This is a genomic window from Halobellus sp. EA9 (assembly GCF_051195055.1).
Lineage (GTDB): Archaea > Halobacteriota > Halobacteria > Halobacteriales > Haloferacaceae > Haloquadratum > Haloquadratum rubicundus.
The window spans coordinates 333150-349043 of record NZ_JBNTJW010000001.1; the positions used below are offsets into that span (position 1 = coordinate 333150).

Below are 15894 nucleotides of genomic sequence, written 5' to 3' on the forward strand. Positions count from 1 at the left end.
CCCCTTATGTGGCCCCGGCGTACCTCGGGATGGACTAGGTCGGGCAGCTAGGCCCTGCTCTCCACCCGCGACTTTGGCCTTCAGCGGGGACCGAACCCGGGGGCGTCCGGTCAGACCGGCGCGGGCCCCGGAAGCCAACGTCGAAGCCTCGTCCTTCGGGGACGGCGGTCCGCGGACGCCGGCCGCAGGGTCGGTCTCCCGCGGTTCGTCGTCGGTACCCCGTCAGGCGCGGAAGCGAGCAGCGGACCGACGGACGTTCGTCGCTCGGAGGATCGCGGGGTGGAGGAGGCGACCGGGATTCCCCGTGCCGGAACGCCGGGCAATCCCGCCGTCCACCATTCATTCGGCATCGACTCCCGAGCCGCGGCTCCGTCGAGCGCCCGCCGAGCGCCGCGGCCGCGACGGTCTGACCTGTCCCCGAGCTATAGCTACTCGCTCGGCGATGTATCCCTCGTGGTCGATGATGAGTGATTCGGACGACGGCACGTTTCCGCGGTGGTATCGACGAGGGGTCGGACGACCCGAGACGAGCGACGAGGTCCGCGGCTACTGGCTCTTCGCTCTCGGGGCCGTCCTCGGCGTACTCGGCCTGGCGTTGTTCCTGCCGAGCCGAGTGGCGAGTCCGCTCCGGGAGTACGCGCCCGAGGCGCGGGTGCTCGACGTCGGCGAGGCCGCCTTCGAGATCTACGAGGACCGCGGCGGCGAGTACCGCTGGCGACTCTGCCACCGCAACGGGAACGTCCTCGCGGACTCGGGCCAGGGCTACGCCGAGCGGCGGAACGCCCGCGAGGGCGTCGAGAGCGTCAAGCAGAACGCGCCGAACGCGGAGCTCGAATCTGCGGACGAGGCGGACGATGCAGGCGATGGCGAGGGCTCAGACGACGGCGACGGCGCAGAAAACGCGGAAGGCGCCGGCACCGACGCCGACGCCGACGCCGACACTACCGGAGAGACCGAAAAAGAAACGGAGGACGGGTCGGGCGGCTGAATCCGCCCGTGATCAGGCGGTCCGCGGTCAGGCCGTCGCGGTCTGCTGGCCGTTCGATTGCCCTTGATCCGATCCGGCCTCCGAATCCGAATCGGACGCAAATTCGATTTCGACTTCGCCTTCCATCTCGCCTTTCGTCACGCTCACGGAGAGCCCCTCGGCGTCCTCGGGGACGGAGAACGTGATCGTGCCGTCCGCGTCGGTCGTCCCGATCGCCTCGTCGTTGACCGAGACCGAGGCGTTCGCGACCGCGCTCCCGTTCTGCGTCACGCTGAGCGTCGCGTTCTCGCCGCGGGTGACGTTCCCGACGAAGCCGGCGTCGAGCGCCCGGCTCTCGCCGTCGGGGCGGTCGGCCGCCTGCCCGCCGCGCTCGTGGTCATCGTCGTCCTCGTCCTCGTCGACCCGGTCGATCTCGACGTCCGTCCCGGACTCGGAGATCACCGGCTTCAGGATGTACTTCCCGCTCTGGCCGGCCTTGATCGCGGTGATGTCGAACACGAAGTCGACCTCCTCGCCGGCGCCGACGGTGAACTCCGAGTTCAGTTGGAGCTTACCGCTCGGGAGCTTCACGCGCTGGTCGCTCCCGTCCTTGAGCGTCCCCTCGACGCCGGAGACGTAGACGAACACCTTCTCGTAGGTGCCGTTCGGGACGTCGAACGACGACAGCTGCGTCGCGTTCGCGCCCTTGAGCCGCGTCAGGTCGACCGTGCGGTTGTCGACCTCGTATTCGATCCACTCGGACCCGCCCTCGTCGTCCGCGTCCTCGCCGTCGTCCATCTCCTCGGTGGACGCGGCCGACGTGACGGTCACCTCCGTCTCGGTCTCGTTCGCGTCGTCGTCGACCTCGGTCTCGGTTTCGGTGTCGCCACCGTCCGCAGACCCATCAGCGTCGTCGTCGGACTCGTCCGCGTCATCCTCGCCCGCCGGAAGCAAGCCGACGCGCGTGATGGTGACGTTCAGGTGCTCGAAGTCCTCGATGTCGTTCCGCTGGTCGCTGATGTAGAGGTTCACCGTGCCGCCGCTGCCGGAGCTGCTCGTCGACTCCATCGCCGTGGCGGTGCCGTCGGTCGCGACGTCCCCGCCGGAGCCGGTGGTGCCGGCCGAACAGCCGGCGACGAGCACCAGCGCCGCGACGAGGGCGGTCGCGATTGCGTTGCGGTTCATTGCGCTCGGAGGGAGGGGCCGAACGACCATTTATACAGACGGTCGTGGCACCGGATTCAGTCGGATTTAGGCCGTTTAATTCGGGTACAGCAGATCCCGGTCCGGTAACGCCCCGTTAACGGCGTTCTCACCCCCACGCGCCCAGGCTGGCCTGCACGTCGCGGGTGGTCGCCTCCGGCGCGGCCTCGTAGCCGACCAGGTCCCGGAGGTCGACGGCGTAGGTGCTCCCCGCGTGATCGAGGACCAGGAGGCGACCCTGGACGCCCCGGACGACGCCGGTGGCGATCGTCTCGGCGACCGGTCGGTCCCGGAGGTCCAGCTCGTAGGAGAAGCGAAAGCGGTCGTCCTCGTCGACATCGAACTCGGAACAGAGCGCGTCCCAGGCCGCCTCGTCGACGTCGCGGTGGAGCCCGGCGCGCTTCGTGGGAACGCGGATCCGGTCGGGGATCTCCTCGGCGATCTCGGCCTCCCGCTCGCGGGCGATGCGGCCGTCCGGGACGACGGCGAGGAGCGCCCCGCGGTCGGCGCCCTGCTCGCGGAGCCGGGTTTCGAGGCGCCACTCCTTCGTCACGCCCACCTTGAACGCGTCGGGCGCGAACGCCGCGAGGTAGATCGCGTGCGGCTCGACGCAGTCCATCTCGTCCTTCAGGCAGGTGCCCGTACACTTGGCGCAGACCCACGTGGAGGCGTGTTGGGGACAGTAGGGCGCGGTCGGCTCCGGACAGGGGACGTGGCCGTCGTCGGTGACCGCCCCCGCGCAGTGGCGCTCGCCGAGGGTGTACGCGAGTTCGGTGCCCGACTCTAAGGAGACGTACTCGACGTCGGCAGACGCCCCGGGATCGGTTTCGGTGTCGTCCGACGAGGCGTCGCTGAGGAGGAGCCCCGGACCGCCCGTGTCGTAGCCGACGAACTGCACGCCCGCGGTTACGCGGCGGGCGGGTAAAAGCCGTACCGTTCGGTCGTCGACACCGATCAGGCGGCCGTCGCGTTGTAGACGACCTGCACGGTCGCGACGACGTCGACCGGGCCGCTCTCGACGTCGGTGCCGGCGTTCGCGGTGGGCGTCGCCGTCGCGGCGTACTCGACGTCAGCGGGGCGCGGCGAGCCGCCCTCGACGCGGACGACGTGGACGCCGGTGATCGTGAGGTTGGCCGCCTCGGCCAGCGTCTCGGCCTTCCGCCGCGCGTCGGTCATCGCGGACTTCCGGGCGGCGTGTTCGAGTCGCTGGCGGCGCTCTGCCGAGAGCGTGAACGACACGTCGTCGATGTTCGTCGCGCCGTTCCGGACCGCGGTGTCGATGACCGCGCCTACCCGGTCGACGTCCGAGAGCGTGATCTCGAACTCGTGGGTCGCGCGGTACTGGACCCGCGGCTCCGCGCCCTCGCGCCGCGGCGGCCGGTAGTCGCGGCCGATGTCGTAGTACTGGGTCGTGACCTGGTCGTCGGTGAGGCCCATCTCCGAGAGGGCCTCGCGCATCCGCGAGACGTTCTCGGCGAGTCGCTGCCGGGCGGTCACGGCGTCGTCGGCGGTCGCGACCACGCCGACGCGGACGACCGCGCGGTTCGGCTGTCCGCTGGCGCTGCCGACGCCGGAGACCTCGATCGTGCTTCCAGCCTGGGACTGCGGAGCGTCCGCGGCGGAGCCCGAGAGGGCGCCCGAACAGCCCGCGAGCAGGACCAATGCGACCACGCCGACTGCGGCGAGTGCGCGTCGTGGCATACGCGACGATTCGGCACCGACACAAAGTGTCTCGTGGTGGCTCAAACGATCGTTTGAATTTGGGTCGCCGAGGCGACGGCCGACCGAGACCGGGACCGGGACCGGGCCATCCGAAGCCCCTTAGCCCCGCGCCGTCTCGGTGGGGGTATGCAAGGCGAATCGGAGGTGGCCGTCCTCCGGTACGGCCACCGGCCCGGCCGCGACGACCGGATGACGACCCACGTGGGGCTCACCGCGCGGGCCCTCGGCGCCGACCGCGTGATCTTCCCGGACAACGCCGGGCAGTCCGAGGAGACGGTCGCGGACATCACGGGGCGGTTCGGCGGCCCCTTCGAGGTCGAACTGACCGCGGAGCTGGACGCGACCATCCGGGAGTGGTCCGGCGCGGTCGTCCACCTGACGATGTACGGCGAGCGGATCCAGGACGTCGTAGAAGACGTGCGAGCGGCCCACCGAGAGGGGCCGCTGCTCGTGGTCGTCGGCGGCGAGAAGGTGCCCTTCGAGGTGTACGAACACGCCGACTGGAACGTCGGCGTCACCAACCAACCCCACTCGGAGGTCGCAGGGCTCGCGGTCTTTCTCGACCGGCTGTTCGAGGGGCGGGAACTGGACCGGGAGTGGCCCGGCGCCGATCGTCGCGTACTCCCGCAGGCGCGCGGCAAGCGCGTCGTCGACGTTGACGGAGAGGAGAGCGATCCCTGATACTGTCGGACACAAGTCTGTGAAGAATTTCGCCGCCCGGGGCGGCGAATATCTTGAAACAGTTGTGTCCGACAGTATGAGTCAACTCACCAGCAGGCTTTTGCGACGAGCGACACAATCGCGTTGTATGAGCCTCACTGCAGACGATTTCAGGGAATATCTCGATCCCGATCCGACCGACGACACGACGGTTCCGCTCGGTGATTCGTTGGCGGAGTTGGCGGTCGATGTCGAAGTCGACTCCGTCGAGGCGGTCCGTGACGTCCGTGAGCGGATATGAGGCTCTTCCTCGATACGAACATTCTCGTTGCGGCCGTCACCCGCGACACCGAGCGGTCCGAAACCGCCGTAGAACTGCTGAATGAGGCGGAGGGGCTACACATATCGATTCTGAATCTGATGGAGCTCCGGAGCGTGCTGGCGAAAAAGAAACAGTTCGAACGGGAGCAGATCGACCGAATTGAAAGCCGGATCGCATCTCGAACGACGGTTACGTTTCCGGACGCGTCGGATATGATGACCGCCAATCAGTTGCAGTCGGATACGCTACTGTATCCGATGGACGCACTCATCTTAGCGGCCGCGGAAGCGGTCGATGCCACGCTCGTTTCCTTCGATGGGGAGCTAACCGAACACGGCGCAGTCCCGCCCAGCGAGACACTCTGATAATGTCTACTGTCACTGTTTACCGCTGGTTCGCCGCCCCGTTTCGGCGAACCAGCGGCAACGACTGACAATAGACATTATGAGTTCACGACCCCGCCATCCGCAACTTTAAAACGACTGAGCGGCGCAACTGTGCGTAATGGCTTTTGAGGAGTTGCTGAACGACCCGGTCATCCAGAAGTACCTCCACGAGCTGGTCGGGCCGACGGGGATGCCGGTCGCCGCGGCGCCCCCCGACGGCGAGGTGACAGACGAGGAGCTCGCCGAGGAGCTGGGTCTCGAGCTCAACGACGTCCGCCGCGCGCTCTTTATTCTCTACGAGAACGACCTTGCGGAGTACCGCCGGGTCCGCGACGAGGACTCCGGGTGGCTCACCTACCTCTGGACGTTCCACTACGAGAACATCCCCGAGAACCTCCGCGAGGAGATGGAGCGGCTGCTGGAGGCGCTCGAAGAGCGGCTGGAGTACGAGCGCACCCACGAGTTCTACCTCTCCGAGCCCGCTGGTATCCGCTTCGAGTTCTCCGAGGCGATGGAGCAGGGCTTCCAGTGTCCCGAGACCGGCGCGCCGCTTGAGCCGATGGACAACGACGACATGGTCGAGGCGATGGAGCGCCGCATCGAAGAGCTCAGAGACGAACTCAACGTCGAGGTCCACGGCGACTGATGGTCGTCCTAGCGACCAAGTGCTACGTGAGCGGCGACGCCCGCGAGCGCGCGCTCGACAGTTTCGGCTCCCTCGTGGACAACGAGGTCGGCGACCTCGACGTGGACTGGGCGGTCGAGGTCCGCGAAGACGACTTCCTCGACGTCGCGCTCTCCGGCGAGGACGCGACCGTCGCCGCCAACGCCCTCGCGGAGACGTGGGGCGAGATCACCCCCGAGTTCGAGGCCGGCGAGACCTACGTCGGCACGCTCGAATCCTGGGACGAGGCGGGCTGGACCCTCGATGCCGGCAACGGGACCGAGATCCGGATCCCCGCCGAGGAACTGGGGCTCGGCGCGGGTACGCCCGTTCAGGTGCGCGACCGCTTCGGCGTCGTCCAGCACCTCCCGATCCGGTTCGTCTACGGCGAGCCCTCGCGCCTCGCCGACGCCGAGCGCGACCGCCTCTACGAGTGGACCCGCGAGGAGAGAAGCGGCCGCGTCAACGTCAACAGCGCCACGCGGGGCGAAGTCCGCGCGACGGTCAACCGCGCGGGCCACGCGGCCGACATCGTTACGGTCGAGCGCCTGGGACTCCTAGAACAGAGCATCGTCTGTCCGCCGGACACCGACCCGCCGGGGCTGCTCGCCAGCATCGGCTCGTATCTCCGCTCGGAGCTGAAGTGCGTCCTGACCTGACGGCTCCGACGACGCACATCGACTACGGAAGGCCACTATGAACCGCCGACTCCTGCTCGCGACCGCTTGCCTCGCCCTCCTGGCCGCCACCAGCGGCTGTCTCGGGATCGGGACCGGCCCCGTCCCGCAGGACCGAATCGACAGCGACCCCGCGGCCAACTACACGTGGGAGTCCAACCGCACGGCCCACGTCACCATCCAGCCGAACACGCAGTTCCGCGCGGTGTTGCAGACGAACGGCACGACCCTCGAACTGTTCCGCCGCGACGGCTTCGGGGGGACGACCCCCCTCCCGGTGCAGGCGGTCCGCTACCGCTATCCCAACGGGACCGTCGTGACCGGCAGCGAGATCCGCGCCCGCGGGGGCGAGATCAGGCAGACCCGCGACGAGACGATCGTCACGCTGCCCTCGGACGCGCCGCCGCGCGGCGGGGCGCTGGCGTTCACGAGCGGCGGCACGATGAAGCGGTTCACCCTCCCGACGTACGTCGAGGGGACCTACGAGGTCGTGTTGCCCCCGGACCGCCGGATCGACTTCCCCGTCTTCGGGCAGGTCAGGCCCGGGAACTACGAGACGTCGATCGACGAGGAGAGCCGGGTCCACGTGGTCTGGGACGAGCCGGTGACCGCCGAGACGGTCTCGGTGCAGTTCTACCTCCAGCGGGACCTCTACATCTTCGGCGGGATCATCGCCCTCGTCGCGCTCGTCGGCGTCGGCGGCCTGCTGTACTACCGCCGGCAGATCCAGGTACTGCGCGAGCAGCGCCGGGAGATGGGCATCGACGTCGAGACCGAGATCGACGACGACGACGGTCCGCCGCCGGGGATGCGCTGAGCGGCCGCGCGGGGCGCGCTCTCTCGGCGGGCCACGCGCTCTCGATCGAGCCGCGCCCCTTTTGTCCGCCTCGGCCCAGGTGTCGGTATGCGCGTCGCAATCGTCACCGTCGGCGACGAGATCCTCGCCGGCGACACCGTGAATACGAACGCCGCGTGGCTGTGCGAACAGTTGACAGCCCGCGGCGTCAGCGTCGAGCGGATCACCACCGTCCCCGACGTCGTCGCCGACATCGCTCGCGTCGTCAACGAGTACCGCGCGGAGTACGACGCGGTCGTCGTGACCGGCGGGCTCGGGCCGACCCACGACGATGTGACGATGGAGGCCGTCGCCGCCGCCGTCGGCCGCGACGTCGAGCCCCACGAGGAGGCCGAGCGGTGGCTGCGGGAGGAGGGCGGCTACGCCGCGGGCGACCTCGTCGACGGGACGACCGAATTGCCCGCGCGGGCCCGGATGCTCCCGAACGACGAGGGCGTCGCCCCCGGCACCGTCGTCGAGGGGATCTACGTGCTTCCGGGCGTCCCTGACGAGATGAAGGCGATGTTCGAGCGCGTCGCCGAGGAGTTCTCCGGCGAGCGCACCCACTCGACGGTCGTCGACGTCGACGAACCCGAGAGCGAACTCATCGACCGCCTCGGGGAACTCCGCGAGCGCTTCGAGGTGACGGTCGGCAGCTACCCCGGCGAGTCGGTCCGGATCAAACTCACTTCGACCGACGCCGACGAGGTCGAGGACGCGGCGGCGTGGCTGGAAGCGCGCGTGGAACTGACCGCGGACGAAGAGTAGGCGGCGAAGAGACGCGGCGAGACGGGATCAGCGGCCGAGCAGTCTGATCCAGACGACGACCATAGCGAGGCTCAAGAGCAGCACGACCGCACCGGTCTCCGCGATCGGGAACGGTTCGCCGGTGATTGCGAGCGGGAGCATACCACACGCTTCCGGGGCGGCGTTCTTAAGCGTTCAGTATCCGGCGTCGCGGTCGCCGGTCCGCGAGCGATCGCCGACCGGCGGCCTTTTCCGCGCTTCGCCACTCGCTTCGGGTATGCGAATCGGGCTCGTCGTCAATCCGATCGCCGGGATGGGCGGCCGCGTCGGCCTGAAGGGCACCGACGGGAAGGTCACAGAGGCCCGCCGCCGTGGCGCCGAGCCGCGGGCCCCCGACCGGGCGCGGCGGGCGCTCTCGGAGCTCGCCGACCGCGACGACGTCGACCTGCTCACCTGGGGCGGCGAGATGGGCGGAGACGTCGCCCGCGAGGCCGGCTTCGACCCGCAGGTCCTCGGTGCGCCCGAGGGCGACGACACCACGGCCGCCGACACGGAGCGAGCGGTGCGCGCGTTCGTCGACGCCGGCGTCGACCTCGTGCTGTTCGTCGGCGGCGACGGGACCGCCGCGGACGTCGCCGAGGCGCTGGAGGGAACCGAGACGCCTATGCTCGGCGTGCCCGCGGGCGTGAAGGTGTACTCGTCGGTGTTCGCGGTCTCCCCCGAGGACGCCGCCCACGTCGTTCGGACGTTCGAGCGGACCGAGCGCCGCGAGGTGATGGACATCGACGAGGACGACTACCGGGAGGGAGCGGTCCACCCCGAACTCCGGGCGGTCCCGCTCGTGCCCGTCGCCGAGGAGTTGCAGTCCTCGAAACAATTGGGCGGCGGCAACGTGGAGGCGCTGGCCGAGGGCGTCGCCGACGACATCCGCGCGAGCGACAAGACCTTCGTGCTCGGGCCGGGGAGCACCGTCGGCGCGATCAAGGACGCGCTCGGCTTCGACGGCTCGCCGCTCGGCGTCGACGTCTGGCGCGGCGGCGAGGTGCTCGCGCTCGATGCCACCGAGTCGGAGATTCTCGACGCGCTCGGCGAGGAGAACGTCATCGTCGTCTCGCCGATCGGCGGCCAGGGGTTCGTGTTCGGCCGCGGCAACCCCCAGCTCTCGCCCGCGGTGATCCGCCGCTGTGACCTCGAAATCGTCGCCTCCAGGTCCAAGCTCGACACCGTGGGCGAACTCCGGGTCGACACCGACGACCCCGACCTCGACGCGGAACTCCGCGGGTGGACGAAGGTCCGCGTCGGCCGGGTGGAACGGCGGATGATGCGGATCGCGTGAGCGACGGACGCCCGGACGAACCGAGGGTCCACACGCTTCCAACGGCATTTAACACCCACATCAGATTTGTATAGATATAAGTAGCATATAGTGAGAATTAAGGTCAGTCGAAGCCAGTAGAGGCGTATGGAGACACGTAAGGTCCAGCGGTTGGGCCCCTCGACGCTGGCGATGACCCTTCCAGCGGAGTGGGCCAAAGAGCACAACGTCGAGAAGGGCGACGAGGTGTCGCTCCGGATGGGGGGCAAGGGCACGCTGACGGTCCTTCCCGAGTCCGCGAGCCAGGAGGACTCCTCGGCGACGATCCGCGCCGACGGCCTCGACGCCGATTCGCTCGAACGCGCGATCGTCGCCCAGTACGTCCTCGGGCGGCGGGTGATCCACATCGAAAAGAGCGACGGCGCGCTCGACTCCGAGCACATCAACGCCGTCTACAAGGCCGAGACCCAGCTGATGGGCCTCGGCGTCATCGAGGAGACGCCCGACCGGATCGCCATTCGGTGTTCTGTCGATCCCGAGGACTTCACGCTGAACAATCTGCTCGAACGGCTGGAGAACACCGGCAGCACGATGCGCGGCGAGGCGGTCAAGGCGCTGGCGCACGGCAACACCGACCTCGCCCAGCGCGCGCTGAACCGCGAGCGGCAGGCGAACAAGATCTTCGTCCTCCTCCTGCGCCTGATCTTCACCGCCTACCAGAACCCCAACCTCGCGCGGGCGGTCGGCCTCGAATCCGGCTTCCCGCTCATCGGCTACCGCTCGGTGGCGAAGAACCTCGAACTCACCGCCGACAACGCCGAGGACATCGCCAACATCGTGATGGACGCCGACGGCCACACCCTCGACATCGACTCCGGGACGATGCGGCGGATCCGGGAGTTCACAGACCAGGTCGACGAGCTCACCAGGACGGCGGTGCAGTCGGTCGTCGAGCGCGACTACGACAAGACCGTCGAGTGCCGGACGCTGTTCCGCCAGCTGCGGGACCGCGAACAGGAGATCCTCGACGACCTCCCGGAGATGGAGAACAACGAGCTGTTGCAGGTCCGGGAAGTCCTCGTCAGCCTCCAGCAGACCGCTCAGTACGCGATGCGGAACGCCGAGATCGCCGCGAACCTCGCGCTGAACGAGGAGTCCGAACACGTCACGATCGGCTGAGATACCTACCCGATCTCGATCAGCCCGCCGTCGGTCGTCGTGGTCCCCGAATCGCCGCTCGACGCGGTCGCGGTCGGCGTCGGAGTCGCCGTCGCCGTCTCGGTCGAATCGGGCGTCGGGGCGGCGGTCGGCGTCGGCGACGCGGTCTCGGTCGCCGCGTCGTCACTCGTCCCCTCGGACGGCGTCGCGGTCGCGGTCTCCGACGTCGCCGTCCCGTTTTCGACTCTCGGTTTCGTGCCGAAGATGTCGGTCTCGATCGTCCGCGTGTAGGTCAGCGAGTCCAGCGGGACCCGAATCGCCGTGGTCGACAACTCCAGGCGCGCGGCGAACTCGACCCGGAGGTCTGTCACCTGATTCCGTTCGAGGTGGGTCACCCACCACTCGTCGATCCGGTCGTTGCGGATCGACACCGTCGCCTCGACCGTCCGCGACGACTTCGGGGGGATCACGTACTCGGAGTCGGTCGTGCCGTTGCCGACGGCGACGTCGTTCATCGTGATGTCGTAGCCGAGCCGGGAGACGCCGATCGGGTACGGCTTGGGGTTGTAGACGACGAAGTCCAGCCGCATCGGCGTCTCGGCGTCGGTGACGGTCCCCCACTGCGCGCGCGTCTCGTTCACGTAGAGGACCGGATCCGAGACGAAGGGCCGGTTCGCGTTCACGGGCCTGGTCTCCGAGGAGTTGAACTGCGAGAGCAGGTCCGTCTCCACCTGCCGGGTGACGTTCGGCGGGTCGACCGTGCGGCCGAGCGTCGACGACTCCACCGCGGTATCGACGGTCACGGTCGTCCGCTCGCCGTTGCGGACGTGTGAGACCCACCACGGCGGGATCCGCTCGTTCCGCGCGGCCGTCCGGAACCGGACAGTGGTGTTGCCGGTGCCGACCTGGAGCCCCTCCTTGACGCCGCTCGCGAGCGAGACGTCGTTCAGGCGCACGTCGTAGTCGACGGTGAGGCCGCCGAGCGAGACGCCGATCGGGTTCGGGTTCGACACGACGAGGTCGGTCTCGACGACCGTGGTCGTCTCGTTCACGGGGCCGAAGCGGTTCTCGACGCCCGCGACGGAGGGGACGCCCACGACTCCGGCCGCGAACGCGCCGCCGACGAGGAGTGCCACGACGAGCAGCGCGCCGACGACGGTCCGGAGCCGCCCGAAGACCAGGAGCGATAGCATCGTCTCTCCGGAGCGGACCGGCCCTAAAGATGCTGTCGGAGAGGCCGCCCGAGCGGGCGTCGGGCCGGCGGCGGCCGGAGTCGTATGAACTAAGTCGCGACCGGTCGACCGACGGAGTATGGAGACTGCTTCCGCCACCACGGACAAGGGATTCGGCCTGACCGTCCTCTTTTCTATCGTCGCCCTGTTCGGCGTCGCCGGGATGTTCGCCGCGGGGCTGACCGGGGCGCAGCTGCTCGCGGCCGTCGGGTTCGCCGTCGCCGTCGTCGCCGCGTCGCTGGCGGTCTCGGCGACGCACCTCTTCGGGTGAGCGCCGGCGAGCGTCCGAACGGACGAGAGGCTTAAGACCGGACCGTCCCTAGAGGGAGCGAGATGAGCGACTTCACCGAAGAGGAGCGACGGATCGTCGCCTACCTCCGCGAGAGCGTCGGCGCCGGTGAGCGCTACTTCCGCGCGAAGAACATCGCCGACGCGATCGGCCTCTCGGCCAAGCAGGTCGGCGCTCGCCTCCCGCGGCTCGCGGAGAAGTCCGACGACGTCGAGATCGAAAAGTGGGGCCGGGCCCGTTCGACGACGTGGCGCGTCACCCGGAGCTGACAACGGGCGGCCCCGCCGCGATTCAGGGCCTTTTTTGTCTCCGCCACCGAGGAGTGTGTATGACGGTACGCGTCCGGCGGGTCTTCGAGTTCGACGCCGATCCCGAGGCCGTGTGGGACTTCATCGCCGACCCCAGCAAGCGAGCGGACGCGATAAGCGTCGTCGAGCGCTACGAGGTCGACCGGGACGCGGGGACCGCGACGTGGCACGTCCGGCTCCCGATACCGCTCGTGAACTCGACCGCGAGGGTCGAGACCGAAGACGTCACCCGCGACCCCCCGAAGTACGTCAAGTTCGTCGGGAAGTCCTCGGTGCTGCGCGTCACCGGCGAGCACACGATCGAGCCCACGGAGGGCGGCGCGAGGCTCGTCAACGAGTTCGTCGTCGACGGCCGCGTCCCCGGCGTCGAGGGCTTCTTCAAGCGCAACCTCGACACCGAACTGGAGAACCTCGAACGCGCGCTTCGCCGGGCGGTCGAAGCCGACGCGTGATACTGATTAGTCTCACTTGTTACCGCCGAGAGCCATCTCCGTTGACAACGCTCGGCGGTAAGAGACGAGAGTAATCAGTATGAGGGCCCGATCGCGGCGCGTGGCGGCGGCTCGGAGCGTCGGCACATCCCGGAGGGTTTATTGACGTCGCCGCGCTATCTCCTGTCGCCGACGACCGACGCTTTTCTCGTCGAAGTCGGCACACACCCGCCGCATCCGCCACAGTGCTCGGGGTCCGCTGTGGCCACGCGTTCAGCTCCCTCCTCCCGGAGAGGGAGACTGTGCGCCCGCTCCCGCCACCTCCCTTCCGCGCTCCGGCCGCGCCAATCCATTCGACTTCGACCGGCCGAAGCGACCGCTACGGCGACGACGCGCGCTTGTCGATCTCGCCTTTCAGGACGGCGGCGTCGAAGTCGTGGTCGGGTCGGATGTTGACGAAGTCCAGAAAGCGCGCGGCGGCGAGGAGGTCTTCGGTCGAGAAGGCCGACTCCGCGGCGTCGACGGTGCGCTTGCCGCCGATCAGCGGTTCGAGCGCGCCGAGGGCGCACGCCAGATCGTAGGCCTTGGCGTCGGGCGCGCCCTCCTCGCGCACGTTCGTGGCGTCGATGAAGTAGATCTCGCCGTCCAATATGAGGACGTTCTCCGCCCGGAGGTCGCCGTGGAGGAGCTCGTGGTCGTGCATCGTCGCGAGCGCCTCGAAGAGCGCCGGCGCGAGGTCGGCCTCCGCCTCCTCGTCGAGTTCGTCGAGCGTCCGGAAGTCGGGGAGGTATTCGAGCACCAGGACGCCGAGGCCGTCGACCTCGAAGGCCTCGACCGGCTCGGGGGCGTTGAGGCCGACCTCGCGCATCCGCTCCGTCGCTTCGAGTTCGTGGCGGGCCATCTCGACGGGGGTGGCGAAGTGTTCGAAGAAGCCCTCCGTCCCCGAGGAGAACGCCCCGAGGTTCCGGCCCGTGGTGAAGAGCGCGTGGACGATGGAGTTCTGCTGGGAGATGACCTTCACGAACCACCGGTCGTCGACGACCATCGGCGTCGACAGCCAGTTGTCGGCGTCGAGAAACCGCACGCGGACCTCCTCGCGGCCGTAGCGGTCGCGGATCTCGCGGGCGACCTCCTCCAGGCGGGACCACTCGACGCGCCCGCGCAGGAGGCGACGGAGCTCCATACCCTGAGATAGGCCTCGGGGCGTATATATATCGCCCTCGGGACGCCGCGGCCGCTCGTCGAGCGCGGCCGAGGCACCGACGCCGCGCTACTCGTCGCTCGCGCGGACCGTGAGCACCGGGACCGCGGAACGGCGGACCGTCCGCTCGGTGACGCTCCCGAGGAGGTACCGCTCCAGGCCGGTCCGGCCGTGGGTCCCCATCACGATCAGGTCGCAGTCGTTGTCGACGGCGTAGTCGACGACGACGTCGTCCGGGATGCCGGGCTCGACGGCGGTGACCGCCTCGACGCCGGCGTCGGCGGCGCGGTCGGCGACGGCCTCGACGACGGACTCCGCGCGCTCGCGGAGCGTCTCTTCGACCTGCTGGGGGCTGATCGCGGGCGCGCTGTGGCTCACGTCGCGGGAGTCGACGACCGAGAGGACGTGGAGTTCGGCGCCGTACTGCTCGGCGATGTCGATCGCGTGCTCAACCGCGTAGTCGGCGCAGTCGCTGCCGTCGGTCGGAACGAGGATGCGTTCGTACATACGCGAGGATACGCCGACCCGCGGGGTAGTCGTTTGGGTGACTGCCAGGGAGTGAGAATCGACCGACGGAATCCGCCCGCCGGTCGCCAGCCGTGATCTATCAGCCGGTCAGTCGATCGGTCGATCAGCCAGTTAGTCGATCGGTCGATCAGCCGGTCAGTCGATCAGCCGCTCGGCGATCCGGCGGGCGCCCTCGGCGGGCGCGAGGTCCGGCCGGTCTGCGGCGATGCAGTCGACGTCGCGGTCGAGTTCGGCCGAGAGGCGCTCTTCGAAGACGTCGACGATGCCGGGGATGCAGGCCATCCCGCCGGTGAGGACGATCGGCTTCGAGAGCGCGAGCTGGTAGGGCTTCATGTGGTCGTTCGCGAGCTGGGCGAGGAAGTTGTTCGCGACCTCGTCGACGGCGTCGTCGACGTAGTCCGAGAGCGGCTCCATCACCGAGCGCTCGATCGTGAACTCGTGGGCGCCGCCGCCGGGCTGCTGGATGACGTCGGTGAACGGCTGGAAGTCGTCGAAGTCGGCGTGTTCTTCCTTGTACTCGCGGGCGGTCGTCAGGTCGATGTTGACCCGACCCTGGGTTTCTTCCTCGACGGCGTTGGCGATCCGGCGGTCGACCTCGTTGCCCGTGACCGCGCCGGAGACGAACGGCGAGAGCTGTTCGCCGTGGCGGTACGCCGAGGCTTCGAGGTTCGTCGAGCCCATATTGACCGCGGCGAAGACCTCGTCGATCGCCTCCAGGTCGTCGCCGAAGGCCGGGATCGCGCCGCAGAGCGACTCGGGGAAGCTCCGGACGAGGGCGTCGCCGACGGGGCTCTCTTCGATCACGCGGTTGAGGTTCTCCAGACCGGGCTCGTTGTCGATCGTCGGGATCGCGTAGACGACGGCGCTGTTGGCGTCGAGGCCCTCGCTCGCGACGACCTCGTTGAAGAACTTCGCGGCGAGCTCCGCGCGCTCGTCGTCCTCGGGGAGACCCGAACGGAGCATATACTCCACCTTGTCGGGGTACTCCTGGGCGGCCTGTTCGCCGAAGAGGACCTGTTCCTCGCCCGTGAGGGCGTCCTCGAACGTGGCGAGGCAGGTCAGCGTTCGGACCGTGGTGACCTCGTTGTCGCGGACGTACTGGAGAACGGTTCGTGTGCTACCGAGCTTGACGCCGACCGGCGTCGGCCCTTCGGGCTCCGCTGCGCTGTCGTCCGTCTCGTCCTCGGACGGCGCGTCTTGTTCGTCGGCCATACCGGAACCGAGCGCCAACGGATTAAAAACCCTGTTG

General features: G+C 68.7%; 19 protein-coding genes, 1 other RNA gene and 1 pseudogene. 14 read left to right on the forward strand and 7 right to left on the reverse strand.

Annotated features, from left to right (window positions below; genetic code table 11):
• Positions 1-27 precede the first annotated feature (27 nt).
• Positions 28-338: signal recognition particle sRNA (gene ffs / locus ACQUQ0_RS01710), an RNA gene on the forward strand.
• A gap of 293 nt (positions 339-631) precedes the next feature.
• Positions 632-835: pseudogene (locus ACQUQ0_RS01715) on the forward strand (HVO_2922 family protein); the annotation flags it as partial.
• A 180-nt stretch (positions 836-1015) separates the two neighbouring features.
• Here ACQUQ0_RS01715 and ACQUQ0_RS01720 read toward each other — a convergent pair.
• The 3 genes from ACQUQ0_RS01720 to ACQUQ0_RS01730 all read right to left on the reverse strand — a co-directional run bounded on the left by ACQUQ0_RS01720 (position 1016) and on the right by ACQUQ0_RS01730 (position 3871).
• Positions 1016-2152 carry a DUF4382 domain-containing protein gene (locus tag ACQUQ0_RS01720; protein WP_435182769.1) on the reverse strand — a complete coding sequence of 379 codons (1137 nt, stop codon included), beginning with the start codon at positions 2150-2152 and terminating at the stop codon, positions 1016-1018.
• Between the two features lie 127 nt (positions 2153-2279).
• Positions 2280-3068 carry a DUF2797 domain-containing protein gene (locus ACQUQ0_RS01725; RefSeq protein ID WP_435182770.1) on the reverse strand — a complete coding sequence of 263 codons (789 nt, stop codon included), beginning with the start codon at positions 3066-3068 and terminating at the stop codon, positions 2280-2282.
• Between the two features lie 56 nt (positions 3069-3124).
• Positions 3125-3871: an SIMPL domain-containing protein gene (locus ACQUQ0_RS01730; protein WP_435182771.1), complete on the reverse strand. Its 747-nt coding sequence runs from the start codon at positions 3869-3871 to the stop codon at positions 3125-3127.
• A 147-nt stretch (positions 3872-4018) separates the two neighbouring features.
• On the opposite strand from ACQUQ0_RS01730, the gene ACQUQ0_RS01735 reads away from it, so the two are divergent.
• The 9 genes from ACQUQ0_RS01735 to ACQUQ0_RS01775 all read left to right on the forward strand — a co-directional run bounded on the left by ACQUQ0_RS01735 (position 4019) and on the right by ACQUQ0_RS01775 (position 10677).
• Positions 4019-4573: a tRNA (cytidine(56)-2'-O)-methyltransferase gene (locus tag ACQUQ0_RS01735; RefSeq protein ID WP_435182773.1), complete on the forward strand. Its 555-nt coding sequence runs from the start codon at positions 4019-4021 to the stop codon at positions 4571-4573.
• Between the two features lie 127 nt (positions 4574-4700).
• Positions 4701-4853 carry a hypothetical protein gene (locus ACQUQ0_RS01740; RefSeq protein WP_435182774.1) on the forward strand — a complete coding sequence of 51 codons (153 nt, stop codon included), beginning with the start codon at positions 4701-4703 and terminating at the stop codon, positions 4851-4853.
• The gene (locus ACQUQ0_RS01745) at positions 4850-5239 is read left to right on the forward strand and encodes a type II toxin-antitoxin system VapC family toxin (protein ID WP_435182776.1); all 390 of its coding nucleotides are present in this window, start codon (positions 4850-4852) and stop codon (positions 5237-5239) included. Before ACQUQ0_RS01740 ends, ACQUQ0_RS01745 begins: the two co-directional genes overlap by 4 nt.
• A 139-nt stretch (positions 5240-5378) precedes the next feature.
• On the forward strand, positions 5379-5906 hold the full coding sequence (locus tag ACQUQ0_RS01750) for a transcription factor (RefSeq protein ID WP_435182777.1): 528 nt from the start codon (positions 5379-5381) through the stop codon (positions 5904-5906).
• On the forward strand, positions 5906-6583 hold the full coding sequence (locus ACQUQ0_RS01755) for a DUF2110 family protein (RefSeq protein WP_435182779.1): 678 nt from the start codon (positions 5906-5908) through the stop codon (positions 6581-6583). Before ACQUQ0_RS01750 ends, ACQUQ0_RS01755 begins: the two co-directional genes overlap by 1 nt.
• 37 nt (positions 6584-6620) lie before the next feature.
• Entirely contained in the window at positions 6621-7418 is a 798-nt protein-coding gene (locus tag ACQUQ0_RS01760; protein ID WP_435182780.1) for a DUF5803 family protein, read from the forward strand.
• Between the two features lie 87 nt (positions 7419-7505).
• A complete protein-coding gene (locus ACQUQ0_RS01765) occupies positions 7506-8204 on the forward strand; it encodes a competence/damage-inducible protein A (protein WP_435182782.1) in 699 nt (232 codons plus the stop codon).
• Positions 8205-8460: 256 nt separating this feature from the next.
• A complete protein-coding gene (locus ACQUQ0_RS01770) occupies positions 8461-9519 on the forward strand; it encodes an ATP-NAD kinase family protein (RefSeq protein ID WP_435182783.1) in 1059 nt (352 codons plus the stop codon).
• Positions 9520-9645: 126 nt separating this feature from the next.
• The gene (locus tag ACQUQ0_RS01775) at positions 9646-10677 is read left to right on the forward strand and encodes a PhoU domain-containing protein (protein ID WP_372388259.1); all 1032 of its coding nucleotides are present in this window, start codon (positions 9646-9648) and stop codon (positions 10675-10677) included.
• Between the two features lie 5 nt (positions 10678-10682).
• Here the strand turns inward: ACQUQ0_RS01775 and ACQUQ0_RS01780 are convergent, their stop codons facing one another.
• Positions 10683-11849, reverse strand: coding sequence for an LEA type 2 family protein (locus ACQUQ0_RS01780; protein ID WP_435182785.1), 1167 nt, complete (start codon positions 11847-11849; stop codon positions 10683-10685).
• Between the two features lie 118 nt (positions 11850-11967).
• Here ACQUQ0_RS01780 and ACQUQ0_RS01785 point away from each other — a divergent pair, with 118 nt between their 5' ends.
• The 3 genes from ACQUQ0_RS01785 (at position 11968) to ACQUQ0_RS01795 (ending at position 12937) form a co-directional block, all read left to right on the forward strand.
• Positions 11968-12159 carry a DUF7525 family protein gene (locus ACQUQ0_RS01785; RefSeq protein ID WP_372388255.1) on the forward strand — a complete coding sequence of 64 codons (192 nt, stop codon included), beginning with the start codon at positions 11968-11970 and terminating at the stop codon, positions 12157-12159.
• Between the two features lie 62 nt (positions 12160-12221).
• On the forward strand, positions 12222-12446 hold the full coding sequence (locus ACQUQ0_RS01790) for a DUF7123 family protein (RefSeq protein ID WP_435182786.1): 225 nt from the start codon (positions 12222-12224) through the stop codon (positions 12444-12446).
• Between the two features lie 59 nt (positions 12447-12505).
• Entirely contained in the window at positions 12506-12937 is a 432-nt protein-coding gene (locus ACQUQ0_RS01795; protein ID WP_435182787.1) for an SRPBCC family protein, read from the forward strand.
• A gap of 358 nt (positions 12938-13295) precedes the next feature.
• Here the strand turns inward: ACQUQ0_RS01795 and ACQUQ0_RS01800 are convergent, their stop codons facing one another.
• The 3 genes from ACQUQ0_RS01800 to ACQUQ0_RS01810 form a co-directional block, all read right to left on the reverse strand.
• Positions 13296-14099, reverse strand: coding sequence for an RIO1 family regulatory kinase/ATPase domain-containing protein (locus tag ACQUQ0_RS01800; RefSeq protein ID WP_372388249.1), 804 nt, complete (start codon positions 14097-14099; stop codon positions 13296-13298).
• Positions 14100-14186: 87 nt separating this feature from the next.
• Positions 14187-14624 carry a universal stress protein gene (locus ACQUQ0_RS01805; RefSeq protein ID WP_435182788.1) on the reverse strand — a complete coding sequence of 146 codons (438 nt, stop codon included), beginning with the start codon at positions 14622-14624 and terminating at the stop codon, positions 14187-14189.
• Positions 14625-14780: 156 nt separating this feature from the next.
• Positions 14781-15857, reverse strand: a complete 1077-nt coding sequence (locus tag ACQUQ0_RS01810) for a hypothetical protein (protein WP_435182790.1) — start codon at positions 15855-15857, stop codon at positions 14781-14783.
• Positions 15858-15894 lie beyond the last annotated feature (37 nt).

What these genes read in the sequence shown, in the direction of transcription:
- ACQUQ0_RS01720 (WP_435182769.1), bottom strand. Translation starts at nt 2,152, where the DNA reads ATGAACCGCAACGCAATCGCGACCGCCCTCGTCGCGGCGCTGGTGCTC.
- ACQUQ0_RS01730 (WP_435182771.1), bottom strand. Translation starts at nt 3,871, where the DNA reads ATGCCACGACGCGCACTCGCCGCAGTCGGCGTGGTCGCATTGGTCCTG.
- ACQUQ0_RS01735 (WP_435182773.1), top strand. Translation starts at nt 4,019, where the DNA reads ATGCAAGGCGAATCGGAGGTGGCCGTCCTCCGGTACGGCCACCGGCCC.
- ACQUQ0_RS01740 (WP_435182774.1), top strand. Translation starts at nt 4,701, where the DNA reads ATGAGCCTCACTGCAGACGATTTCAGGGAATATCTCGATCCCGATCCG.
- ACQUQ0_RS01745 (WP_435182776.1), top strand. Translation starts at nt 4,850, where the DNA reads ATGAGGCTCTTCCTCGATACGAACATTCTCGTTGCGGCCGTCACCCGC.
- ACQUQ0_RS01750 (WP_435182777.1), top strand. Translation starts at nt 5,379, where the DNA reads ATGGCTTTTGAGGAGTTGCTGAACGACCCGGTCATCCAGAAGTACCTC.
- ACQUQ0_RS01755 (WP_435182779.1), top strand. Translation starts at nt 5,906, where the DNA reads ATGGTCGTCCTAGCGACCAAGTGCTACGTGAGCGGCGACGCCCGCGAG.
- ACQUQ0_RS01760 (WP_435182780.1), top strand. Translation starts at nt 6,621, where the DNA reads ATGAACCGCCGACTCCTGCTCGCGACCGCTTGCCTCGCCCTCCTGGCC.
- ACQUQ0_RS01765 (WP_435182782.1), top strand. Translation starts at nt 7,506, where the DNA reads ATGCGCGTCGCAATCGTCACCGTCGGCGACGAGATCCTCGCCGGCGAC.
- ACQUQ0_RS01770 (WP_435182783.1), top strand. Translation starts at nt 8,461, where the DNA reads ATGCGAATCGGGCTCGTCGTCAATCCGATCGCCGGGATGGGCGGCCGC.
- ACQUQ0_RS01775 (WP_372388259.1), top strand. Translation starts at nt 9,646, where the DNA reads ATGGAGACACGTAAGGTCCAGCGGTTGGGCCCCTCGACGCTGGCGATG.
- ACQUQ0_RS01780 (WP_435182785.1), bottom strand. Translation starts at nt 11,849, where the DNA reads ATGCTATCGCTCCTGGTCTTCGGGCGGCTCCGGACCGTCGTCGGCGCG.
- ACQUQ0_RS01785 (WP_372388255.1), top strand. Translation starts at nt 11,968, where the DNA reads ATGGAGACTGCTTCCGCCACCACGGACAAGGGATTCGGCCTGACCGTC.
- ACQUQ0_RS01790 (WP_435182786.1), top strand. Translation starts at nt 12,222, where the DNA reads ATGAGCGACTTCACCGAAGAGGAGCGACGGATCGTCGCCTACCTCCGC.
- ACQUQ0_RS01795 (WP_435182787.1), top strand. Translation starts at nt 12,506, where the DNA reads ATGACGGTACGCGTCCGGCGGGTCTTCGAGTTCGACGCCGATCCCGAG.
- ACQUQ0_RS01800 (WP_372388249.1), bottom strand. Translation starts at nt 14,099, where the DNA reads ATGGAGCTCCGTCGCCTCCTGCGCGGGCGCGTCGAGTGGTCCCGCCTG.
- ACQUQ0_RS01805 (WP_435182788.1), bottom strand. Translation starts at nt 14,624, where the DNA reads ATGTACGAACGCATCCTCGTTCCGACCGACGGCAGCGACTGCGCCGAC.
- ACQUQ0_RS01810 (WP_435182790.1), bottom strand. Translation starts at nt 15,857, where the DNA reads ATGGCCGACGAACAAGACGCGCCGTCCGAGGACGAGACGGACGACAGC.